6 protein-coding genes are annotated in these 9979 nt (G+C 71.8%); 4 read left to right on the top strand and 2 right to left on the bottom strand.

What is annotated here, in order from left to right; translation table 11 throughout:
- Positions 1 to 73: 73 nt before the first annotated feature.
- The gene (locus A6A25_RS46305) at positions 74 to 2902 is read right to left on the bottom strand and encodes an AfsR/SARP family transcriptional regulator (RefSeq protein WP_073889003.1); all 2829 of its coding nucleotides are present in this window, start codon (positions 2900 to 2902) and stop codon (positions 74 to 76) included.
- Between the two features lie 95 nt (positions 2903 to 2997).
- On the bottom strand, positions 2998 to 5205 hold the full coding sequence (locus tag A6A25_RS13255) for a terpene synthase family protein (protein WP_073889001.1): 2208 nt from the start codon (positions 5203 to 5205) through the stop codon (positions 2998 to 3000).
- Positions 5206 to 5429: 224 nt separating this feature from the next.
- Between A6A25_RS13255 and A6A25_RS13250 the strand changes: the two genes are divergently transcribed.
- The 4 genes from A6A25_RS13250 (at position 5430) to A6A25_RS13235 (ending at position 9832) form a co-directional block, all read left to right on the top strand.
- Complete coding sequence (locus A6A25_RS13250) at positions 5430 to 5888, top strand: SRPBCC family protein (protein WP_073888998.1); 459 nt, start codon at positions 5430 to 5432, stop codon at positions 5886 to 5888.
- A gap of 90 nt (positions 5889 to 5978) precedes the next feature.
- Positions 5979 to 6797: an ABC transporter ATP-binding protein gene (locus tag A6A25_RS13245; RefSeq protein WP_073888996.1), complete on the top strand. Its 819-nt coding sequence runs from the start codon at positions 5979 to 5981 to the stop codon at positions 6795 to 6797.
- Between the two features lie 36 nt (positions 6798 to 6833).
- Positions 6834 to 7799 (top strand): ABC transporter substrate-binding protein, encoded by a 966-nt coding sequence (locus tag A6A25_RS13240; protein WP_073888995.1) that lies wholly within the window; start codon positions 6834 to 6836, stop codon positions 7797 to 7799.
- Positions 7799 to 9832 (top strand): iron ABC transporter permease, encoded by a 2034-nt coding sequence (locus A6A25_RS13235; protein WP_073888994.1) that lies wholly within the window; start codon positions 7799 to 7801, stop codon positions 9830 to 9832. Before A6A25_RS13240 ends, A6A25_RS13235 begins: the two co-directional genes overlap by 1 nt.
- Positions 9833 to 9979 lie beyond the last annotated feature (147 nt).

Here is a 9979-nt window from a genome sequence, read left to right as displayed (position 1 = left end):
GATCTTGTTCTGAATGTTCAACTCGGGGTGCGCGAACGTAGGACACGCGCGTTCCGGAGGTAGGACACGCGGGTTAGCGGGTGGTGCGGTGGGCGGCTTCGGCTTCGGCGAGCTGCCAGGGTGAGGACCAGCGGCGGGCCAGGGTGACGGCTTGGCGGTGGTGGGACGCGGCCGCGCGGTGGTGGCCGGCGGCCGATTCGGCGTTGCCCAGGGCGATCAGCGCGCCCACCTCGGTCTCCCGGTTCTCCTCACGCCGGGCCACGGCCAGGGCTTCGGTGGCGGCACACCGCGCCCGGTCGGGCTCGCCGGCGTCGGTGTCGACCAGGCTCAAGCCGATCAACGCCGACGCCTCGCCGTAGCGGTTGCCGAGGTGCCGGTGCAGCGCGCACGCCGCCATCAGGTGCTCACGCGCACCCGCCAGGTCACCGTACGACCGCAGCACGTGCCCGAGGTTCACCCGCGCGACGGCCTCACCCCACTGCGAGCCGTCCTCGGTGCTGATGGACAGCGCGCGGCTCAGGTGTTCCAGCGCCTTGTCCGGCCGGCCGGACTGGCGTTCGGCGAAACCCAGGTTGTTCAACGCCATCATCCGGTCGGTTCGCGTCCCCGCGTCCAGCGACCGGGTGAACAGTTCACTCGCCTCGGTGAAACGGCCGGACGCCAGCAGTGCGATTCCGAGACTGTTCGCGGTCGCCGCCTCGCCCTCCGGCCAATCAGCCTCGCGGTGCGCCAGCAACGCCGCCTCCAGGTGCCGGATCGCCTCGTCCCGCCGCCCGAGGTGCACGCACGCCGCGCCGATGCCCTGCCGCATCAACGCCTCCACCCGCGGCACGCCGCGCGCCGCCTCCAGCACCGGGAACGCGACGTCCAGCCACTCCGCCCGCAGCCCCCGGTGCAGGAACACCGACCGGATCGCGTCCGCCAGGTACCACACCGCCGGGTGCGGGCCGTGCACGGCGGCGTGCCGCAGCACGGCGGTCAGGTTGGCGTGCTCCGCCTCCAGCCACGCCACGGCCTCGGCGGACGACGCGAAGTCCACTTCGGACACCGGGTCCGCGTGCCGGGGCAGCCGCAGCGGGTGGCGGCTGAAGTGCCGGTCCACCGCGTCCGCCGCCGCCAGGTGGAACTCCACCAACCGCTCCCACGCCCCGTCCTCGCCGCCGAACGTCCGCGCGTAATCACGCACCAGGTCGTGGAACCGGAACCGTCCCGGCCCGTGCCGCTCCACCAGGTGCGCCGCGGCCAACCGGTGCAGCCGCCGCCCGGCCTCGGCCACCGGCACGTCCAGCAGCGCCGCCGCCACCCGCGGCGTGAAATCGGCGCCGGGCACCAGGCCCAGCAGCCGGAACAGCCGCTGCGAACCCGGCTCCAGCGCCGCGTACGACACGACGAACGCCCTGGTCAGCGGGCTCTCGGCGGCACCGTCCACGGTCAGCCCGGTCAACGGGTCGGCCCGCAGCGTGGCCACCAGGTCGTCGACCCGGTGCGCCGACCCGTCCGGCCCGAGGTTCGCGGCGGCGATGCGCAACGCCAGCGGCAGGTGGCCGCACAGGCGGGCCAGCTCGTCCAGCGAGTCGGACGCCCCGATACCCAGCACCCCGGTGAGCAGGGCCCGGGAGTCGGCGGCGGGCAGCACGGCCAGCGGCAGCGACCGCGCACCGGTCCGCGCGACCAGGTCACCCAGCCGGTGCCGACTGGTCACCAGCACCATCCCGGACGGTGGCAGCAACGGCCGGACCTGGTCGGCGTCACGCGCGTTGTCCAGCAGCACCAGCACGTCCCGGTCCGCCAGCACGGTCCGGTACAGCGCGGCCAGCTCATCCACCCCGGACGGCAGCCGCTGCTGCCCCAACGCCCGCAGCAACTGTGCCAGCGCCGCGGCGGGCGGCACGGGCTCGTGGTCGGCGTCGAACCCGCGCAGGTCCACGTACAGCTGCCCGTCGGGGAACCGGTCCCGCGCCCGGCGCGCCCAGTGCACGGCCAGCGCGGTCTTCCCGACCCCCGCCGCACCCGTGATCACCCAGATGCCGGCGTCGTCCAACCGGGCCAGCTCCGCCTGCCGCCCGGTGAACCCGCGCACGTCGTGCGGCAGCTGGGCGGGACGCACCACCGGCGCAGACACCGACGCGGTCACCGGCTCGTCATCCGCCGGCGCTCCGCCCTGCAACACCTGGACGTGCAGCTCCTGCAGCTCGCGCCCCGGCTCGATGCCCAGCTCCTCGGTGAACCGCCGCCGCGTCTGCGCGTACACCGCCAACGCCTCGGACGTGCGGCCCGACCGGTGCAGGGCCAGCATCAACGCGGCCTGCAGCCGTTCCCGGAACGGGTACTCGCCACCGGCCCGGCGCAGCTCGCCGATCACGTCCGCGTGCCGCCCGGCGCGCAGCTCGGCGTCGAACAGGTCCTCCACGGCGGCCAGCCGCCGCTCGTCCAGCAACCGGCTCTCGCGGTCCTGCAACGCTTCCGTCACCCCGCCGAGCACGGGGCCCTCCCACAGCGCCAGCGCGTCCCGCAGCCGGGCCACGCCCGCGTCCAGCCGTCCCTCGGCCAGGTCGACCCGGGCCGCCGCGACCGCGTCGCCGAACACCTGCACGTCCACCTGGCCGGGTGCCACCTCGATCAGGTAGCCGGGTGAGCGGCGCACGATCGCGGACCGGCCGAGGAGCTTGCGCAGCTCCCAGACCCGCACCTGGAGCTGGCCGCGCGCGCTGATCGGCGGCTCGCCGTCCCAGACGAGCCCGATCAGCTGTTCCTCGGAGACCACGCGGTTGGCGTTGAGCAGCAACGCGGCCAGCACCGCGCGTTGCTTGGGCCCGCCGAGCCGGACCGGCTCGCCGTCGAGGTGCGCCGCCACCGGGCCCAGCAACCGGTAGCGAACTCCCCCCTCGACCACGGACTTCATCCTGCCACCGAATTCCGCGAATTCAGGAGGGAAAAGTCTCGTAAATCACCTCGACCCGTTGTTCGATATTCCGACCGTTTTCATTAAGCCGCACGTCACCCGTTGTTCACCAAAACGCGGGTGGACGCCGTGCCGAGACCGGTCGGCCCGCGCAACGCTTGCGGCGCAACGGACTGCGGGCGGTGGTGCTCCTCCAGCGCGGCGTCGCTGTAGCGGTAGGTCTTGAGGTGCCATTCGCGGACGGCCACCATCCAGTCCTGGAGTTCGGTCACGTACCGGGTCAGCACGGCCCGCGCGTCGTCGTCGAGCCCGAATTCCTCGAACAACGCGGGCAGCTCGATGTCCACGATGTGCCGGAACTGGTTCATCCGGGCGGCCTGGAGGTCGTGCACGACCCGGTAGGCCCGGTCCAGGTCGGTGTCCAGGAAGTTCCGCACGACCAGCACCAGGTTGTGCAGCTCGCCCTCGTACTGGACCTCCTTGCGGTAGGACACCAGGTCGTTGACCATCCACGTGTAGTCCGAGGCGGTGTTCTCCAGGTTCTGGATGGTCCGCGTGCGGTAGATCTCCGGCGGCACCGCGTTGCCGTGCCCGAACTTCGCCATGCTCTTGGTGAACGTGGAACCGAAGGTCCGGCGGCGCATCTCCACGTAGTCCACCGGGTCCGGGATGTGGTTGAGGGCGTGGTTGTGCAGCTCCCACAGCCACGCGTCGAGCATCTCCGACACGGCGTGCTTGAAGTCGCGCCGGTAGTCGGGCGGCATCGGGCCGGCGGTGCGGCGCCACAGGTCCGCCAGCGAGACCTCCAGCGGGATGACCGGCGTGATCGGCGCCCCGCCCTCGACCGGCATGAGCTGCTTGAGCCGTTCGGTCAGGGCCCGCGCGGCGGTCAGGTCCGGGCCGCGGCCGAAGACCGCCGGGTAGTAGTCGTCGCCGTAGGTGCCCCAGGCCAGCCAGTCGGCGGACAGCTCGATCTGCTCGGGCGAGCCGTCCGGGTCGATGCCCGCCGAGCACAGCGCGTAGTCGAAGCCGCGGACCTTCTCCTCGGTCCAGATGCGCGGCACGTCGTCGTAGTAGCCCATCTCGTGGCACCACTCGACGTTGTGCTCCAGCGCGTCCTTCCAGTGGGGGCTCAGGGTCAGCGGGTAGGGGATGGCCATCTCGGGCCACTCCAGGTGGGGCACCTCCTCGAACGGCACGTGGCTGAAGCCGCGCAGTCGTTGCGGCGCGGTGGCGGCGAACGCGCGGACGGCGCTCGTGCCCAGCCCGGTCGGGCCGCCGAGCACCGGGCCGGCGGTGACCGCGCCCTCGTTCATGTAGCGGCTGGAGCGGGCGTGCCACTCGTGGCCGCCGGACTGCCAGTCCTGCAGGCCCTTCACGTACGCCAGCACGGCGAGCCTGCCCGCCGGGTCGACGGCGTGCTCGTCCAGCAGCAGCGGCACCTCGGTGACGGCGGTGTGCTCGAACTGGTGCAGGCGGGAGGTGAGCAGGTCGTTGACCGCCTCGGCGGCCTCCTGGGTCGGGATGTCCAGGAACTTCTCCAGCACCAGCACGCCGTTGCTCAGCTCGCCCTCGTCCAGCACCTCGCGCTCGTAGGAGAACAGGTCGTTGCGCAGGTGCACGGCGTCGGCGAACGTGTCGCGCAGGACGCCGATCGGCCGGGTGAGGGCGATCCGGGCGGGCACCTCCATGCCGGTGACGTGCTCGACCAGGTTCGCCGACCACGGCGCGCCGCCCACCTTGCGGCGCATCTCGATGTACTCGATCGGGTTGCTAAGCCTGCCCTCGGAGATGTTCAGCAACTCCCACATGGACTCGTCCAGCAGGTGCTTGGTGTTGTCGGCGAACCGGCGGCGCCAGTCCGCCGAGTGGCTGCCGACGGTGCGCTGCCACAGGTCCGCCAGGCCCTTCTCGACCGGGTTCGTCGGCTCCTCGGTGATCGCGCCGTCGACCGGCATGAACAGCGGCAGCCGGTCGAGGTAGGCCCGGGCGCCCGCCACGTCCGGGTGACGCTTGTAGAGCTCCACGAAGTGGTCGTCGAAGTAGAAGACCCACACGTACCAGTCGGTGACCAGGTCGAGGTCCTCCGGCGAGGCGTCCGGGTGGGTGTAGGCGCAGAGCAGGGCGTAGTCGTGCGAGTCGAGGTCGCGCTCGGTCCAGATGACCGTGCCGTGCTGGGGCACGTCGATCATGTCCATCTCGTACGCCCAGGTCTTCGTGTGCGCCCGCGCCCGTTCCAGGTTGGGGTTCAGCCGTGCCGGGTGGGGCAGGTAGAAATCCGGCAGCAGGAACGGCTGCGCCATCGGCTCGCACCTCTCATCGGTCACCTACCGGGGTGTACCGGGTGTACGCAACCAGTGCCGGGGCGTGACGGCCAAGACCTCGCGGTGCTGATCCACACGTTCGGGCACCGGGTCCGCCCGACCGGATCAACGCGGTGCTGCTTTGGGTGGTCGCCGGGTGGGCGGGCCCCGGATGAGCACGCGACGAGCGGTGAAACCGCCACGCAGGCTGCACACTGGACGACGTGCCCCGCTTGGAGCCGTTCGACGTGGACTTCTTCGACTCGGCACCGCAGCGCCACAGCTACGTGCTGGACCTGCCGGTGTCACCTGAACGTGTGTGGCGCGGGTTGGCCGCCTCCAACCCGCTGTGGTGGTGCCGGCTGCTGTCGTCGGTGGAGTACACCTCCCCTCGCCCGTTCGGGGTGGGTACGACGCGGACCGCGGCGGTGCTCGGCGTGCTGCGGCTGCGCGAGGTGTTCATCCGGTGGGACGAGGGGCGGCGGCAGTCGTTCGCCGTGGATCGGGCGAACTTGCCGGTGTTCCGGCGATTCGGCGAGGACTACCTGGTGGAGCGGTCGGGCGAGGGCTGCCGGCTGACGTGGACGTTCGCCTACGAGCCGGCGTTCACGGTGGGCGCGCGGCTGAACGCCGTGGTGTTCGGCTCGCTGGTCGCCGACACGAGGCGGCACTTCAGCACCTGAACGTGCTTGCGGAGCGTTACTTTCTACGCCGAGAAGTGCAGTAGATCACGCCCATATGGGTGATTCGCGAGATTAGGTTAGGCTCCCCTCATGTCTAAGGGAGACGCGCTGCTCGCCGGTGAGGAACTGGTCCTCGCGCACCACGACCGCGCGGTGGTGCACGGTGTCTCGCTCGGACTCCGCGCGGGCGCCGTGACGGCGCTCGTCGGGCCCAACGGGTCCGGCAAGTCGACCGTCCTGCGGTCCCTGGCGCGACTGCACCGGCCGCGCGAGGGGAACGTCCGGGTGGGCGAGCGGTCGGTCTGGGGGCACTCCCCGCTGTCCGGCAAGGAGTTCGCCCGCAACGTCACCCTGCTCACCCAGCAGCGGCCGACGCCGTCGGGCGTGTCGGTGCGCGACGTCGTCTCCTACGGCCGGTACCCGTACCGGACCGGGTGGCGCGGGGTCGACCTGGAGGGCAGCGCGGCGATCCAGCGCGCCATGGACCTGACCGGCGTGACCGCGATGGCCGACCGGGGCGTGGACGAGCTGTCCGGCGGCGAGCTGCAGCGCGTGTGGCTGGCGTCGTGCCTGGCGCAGCAGACCTCCGTGCTGCTGCTGGACGAGCCGACCAACCACCTCGACCTGCGCTACCAGGTCGAGGTGCTCGACGTGGTGCGCGACCTGGCGAACGACCACGACGTGGCGGTCGGCGTCGTGCTGCACGACCTCGACCACGCGGCGATCATCGCCGACGAGGTCGTGCTGCTGAGCGAGGGCCGGGTCGTCGCCGCGGGCGGGGTCCGCGACGTCCTCACCGGCGAGCACCTGACCCGGGCCTACGGCGTCACCGTGCACGTCGCCGACGACCCGGTGACCGGCGCGATCCACTGCCGCCCGCTGGGCAGGCACACCCCGCGACCGGTCTGATCCGACTTCCCCCTTCACCCCTGAGAGGTACCAGCGATGCGCTTGCTTGCCCCTGCCCTCGTGACGGCGGCCGTGCTGCTGTCCGCGTGCGGCACGACCGAGACGCCGACGACCACGCCGACCGAGTCCGCCGGCGGGCCGGTCACGGTGACCGACTCCCGCGGCAAGGAGGTCAAGCTCGACTCCCCGGCCAAGAAGGTCGTCACGCTGGAGTGGGCCGAGACCGAGACCGTCGCCTCCCTGGGTGTCATGCCGGTGGGTGTCGCGGACGCCGCCGGTTACAAGACGTGGGACTCGGCGGTGCCGCTGACCGGTGACGTGAAGGACGTCGGCAAGCGCAACGAGCCCAGCGTCGACTCCATCGTCGCGCTCGACCCCGACCTGGTGATCATGGCCGAGGGGCGGGGCGAGACGCTGGTCGGCCAGCTGGAGAAGTACGTCCCCGTGATCGTCACCAAGGCCAGCGACGCCTCCCGCAACCTCGACCGGCTGCGCGAGGACACCAAGCTGATCGCCCAGGCGATCGGCAAGGCCGCCGAGGGCGACAAGTTGCTGTCCGAACTGGACACCGCGCTGGCCGACGGCAAGAAGGCGGTCGAGGCCAAGGGCGCGACCGGCACGCCGTTCGTCATGGCCGACGGCTGGCTGCAGGGCAGCACGGTCAACATCCGCCCGTTCGGCAAGGGCTCGCTGGTCTCCGACACCGCCGAGGCGGTCGGCCTGAAGAACGCGTGGACCGGCGAGGTCGACCCGCAGTGGGGCCTGGGCGCCACCGACGTCGAAGGCCTGACCGCGCTCACCGACCCGAAGACGATGCTGTTCTACAGCGCCTCCGAGGACGACGTGTTCACCACCGGCCTCGCCGCCAACCCGGTGTGGCAGCGCCTGCCGTTCGTGGTGAACAAGAAGGTCGTCAAGCTGGAGCCGGGCACGTGGACGTTCGGCGGGCCGAAGTCGGTCATCAAGGTCGCCGAGCAGTTCGTGAAGGCTGCCACCGCCTGATGATGCGCACCGCCGTCGTGACGGCGGGGATCGTGGCGCTCATCGCCGTGCTCTCCGCCGTCCACCTCACCCAGGGCACCGCGTCGACCGGTGTGCTCGACGTGCTCCAAGCCCTGGTGGGCAACGGGGACGCGCAGACCCTCGCCGTGCTGGAGGGTTCGCGCGTGCCGCGCCTGCTGGCCGCGTTGCTGCTCGGTGTCGCTCTGGGCGTCGCCGGTGCGGGGATGCAGTCGGTGGCGCGCAACCCGTTGGCCTCACCGGACACGCTCGCCGTGAACGCGGGCTCGCACCTGGCCGTGGTCTCGATCGCGGCGTTCGGGCTGAGCCTGCCCACGCTGCCCGCGGGCGGTGCCGCGTTCGTCGGCGGCCTCGCCTCGTCGGTGATCGTGCTCGGGCTGTCCGGCGGCGGTTCGACCAGCCCCCGGCTCGTGCTCGTCGGCTCGGCGGTCATGTTGACGCTGCAGTCGGCGACCATCCTGCTGCTGCTGATGTACGAGCAGGAGACCACGGGCCTGTTCGCCTGGGGCTCCGGCTCGCTGACGGTGAGCGACCTGAACGCGACGGCCCAGATGACCCCGGTCGTCCTCGTGGCGGTCGCCGCGCTGATCGTCATGGGCCGGTCCCTCGACATCCTGGCCCTCGGCGACGACAACGCCACCGTCCTCGGCCTGAAGGTGCGACGAACGCGCGTGGGCGCCGTCCTGCTGACCGTCGCCCTGACCGCCGCCGCCGTCACGGTGGCCGGCCCGATCGGCTTCGTCGGCCTGAGCGCCCCCGTGATCACCCGCCTGCTCACGCCCTTCGTCCCGGGCCTGGGCAAGCACCGGGCACTGCTGCCGGTGTCCGGCCTCGTCGGCGTCGTGATCGTCCTTGGCGCCGACGTGCTCCTGCGCGCCATCATGGGCTCCGCCGCCGCCGTCCGCGTCCCGACCGGCGTCATGACCACCATCCTGGGCGCCGTCGTCCTGATCTGGCTGGCGCGCCGCGGCCGGTCCAGCGGCACGCCGCGCCAAGCCCCGGCCGGCCGCGTCGGCGTCGCCACCTCCTCCCGCCGCCTCTTGATCACTTCGACCGTCCTGGCCGTCCTGCTGCTCGCCGCACCGACCGCCGGCCTGATGCTCGGCGACCGGTTGGTCCTGCTGGGCGACCTGGCGAACTGGTTCGCGGGCCGCACGGGCACCGCGCTGACGTTCGTGGTCGACCAACGCCTGCCCCGCGTGCTGGCCGCGCTGGTGGCGGGCGCCGCACTGGCCGTGGCCGGCTGCGGCATCCAGTCGGTGAGCCGCAACCCCTTGGCCGAACCCGGCCTCCTGGGCATCACCGCGGGCGCCGGCCTGGGTGCCATCACCCTGATCACGGCCGTGCCGATGGCCGGCGCCTGGCACATCGCCGGTGCCGCCGGCGTCGGCGCGATGGTGGCGTTCGCGCTGGTCTACGGCCTGGCGTGGCGGTCGGGCCTGGACTCGGACCGACTGGTCGTCATCGGGATCGCGATGTGGTCGGCCGGCATGGCGCTGATCACGCTCCTGATCGTGACCTCGGACCCGTGGAACACGGCGAAGGCACTGACCTGGATGTCCGGCTCCACCTACGGACGAACCCTCGAACAGGTCCTACCCACCGCACTGGCCCTCCTCCTGCTGACCCCCCTCCTGTGGGCCCGACACCGCGAACTGGACCTGCACAGCCTCGACGAAGACACGCCACGCGTGCTCGGCATGCGAGTCGAACGCTCCCGCCTGGTCATCCTGGTGGCAGCCGGCGTGCTGGCGGCCACCGCCGTGTCGGCCATCGGCGTAGTCGCATTCGTCGGCCTGGTCGCACCACACCTGGCCCGATCCCTGGTCGGCGGCCGGCACAGCCGCGTCCTCCCGGTCGCCGCAGCCGTCGGCGCGATACTCGTGAGCGCCGCGGACACCGTGGGCCGAACCGTCATCGCCCCCGCGCAGGTACCGGCAGGCCTGGTGATCGCCCTGATCGGCACCCCGTACTTCGTCCTCGTGCTCTGGCGAACCCGCGAAATGCGCACCTGACCACCACCCCAACCACACCTGCCCACGCCTCCCCGCCGCCGGGCCGGCCGTTTTCTCCGGCTAACGTGAGAAATGCGATTCAGGTTGTCAAAGGTTGCATCTATCGCCCAATCGAACGACACCCCATCGAACCCGCAACCAACCGCC

It is taken from the genome of Saccharothrix sp. CB00851 (assembly GCF_001905065.1).
Classification (GTDB): domain Bacteria; phylum Actinomycetota; class Actinomycetes; order Mycobacteriales; family Pseudonocardiaceae; genus Actinosynnema.
Note: the sequence above shows the minus strand (reverse complement) of the source record. Positions and strands in the feature narration are given on the sequence as shown.